1 rRNA gene is annotated in these 977 nt (G+C 53.3%); it reads left to right on the plus strand.

What is annotated here, in order from left to right:
• Window positions 1-977, plus strand: a 23S ribosomal RNA gene (locus tag FHC52_RS22485); the annotation flags it as partial.

Genomic DNA, 977 nt, shown 5'->3' on the forward strand with positions numbered 1-977 from the left:
AGAACCTGAAACCGTGTACGTACAAGCAGTGGGAGCACCTTCGTGGTGTGACTGCGTACCTTTTGTATAATGGGTCAGCGACTTATATTCTGTAGCAAGGTTAACCGTATAGGGGAGCCGAAGGGAAACCGAGTCTTAACTGGGCGTTAAGTTGCAGGGTATAGACCCGAAACCCGGTGATCTAGCCATGGGCAGGTTGAAGGTTGGGTAACACTAACTGGAGGACCGAACCGACTAATGTTGAAAAATTAGCGGATGACTTGTGGCTGGGGGTGAAAGGCCAATCAAACCGGGAGATAGCTGGTTCTCCCCGAAAGCTATTTAGGTAGCGCCTCGTGAACTCATCTTCGGGGGTAGAGCACTGTTTCGGCTAGGGGGCCATCCCGGCTTACCAACCCGATGCAAACTACGAATACCGAAGAATGTTATCACGGGAGACACACGGCGGGTGCTAACGTCCGTCGTGAAGAGGGAAACAACCCAGACCGCCAGCTAAGGTCCCAAAGTCATGGTTAAGTGGGAAACGATGTGGGAAGGCACAGACAGCCAGGATGTTGGCTTAGAAGCAGCCATCATTTAAAGAAAGCGTAATAGCTCACTGGTCGAGTCGGCCTGCGCGGAAGATGTAACGGGGCTAAACCATGCACCGAAGCTGCGGCAGCGACACTATGTGTTGTTGGGTAGGGGAGCGTTCTGTAAGCCGTTGAAGGTGGCCTGTGAGGGTTGCTGGAGGTATCAGAAGTGCGAATGCTGACATAAGTAACGATAAAGCGGGTGAAAAGCCCGCTCGCCGGAAGACCAAGGGTTCCTGTCCAACGTTAATCGGGGCAGGGTGAGTCGACCCCTAAGGCGAGGCCGAAAGGCGTAGTCGATGGGAAACAGGTTAATATTCCTGTACTTGGTGTTACTGCGAAGGGGGGACGGAGAAGGCTATGTTAGCCGGGCGACGGTTGTCCCGGTTTAAGCATGTAGGCGGA

The organism is Enterobacter sp. EC_64 (assembly GCF_019584165.1).
Lineage (GTDB): Bacteria > Pseudomonadota > Gammaproteobacteria > Enterobacterales > Enterobacteriaceae > Enterobacter > Enterobacter roggenkampii.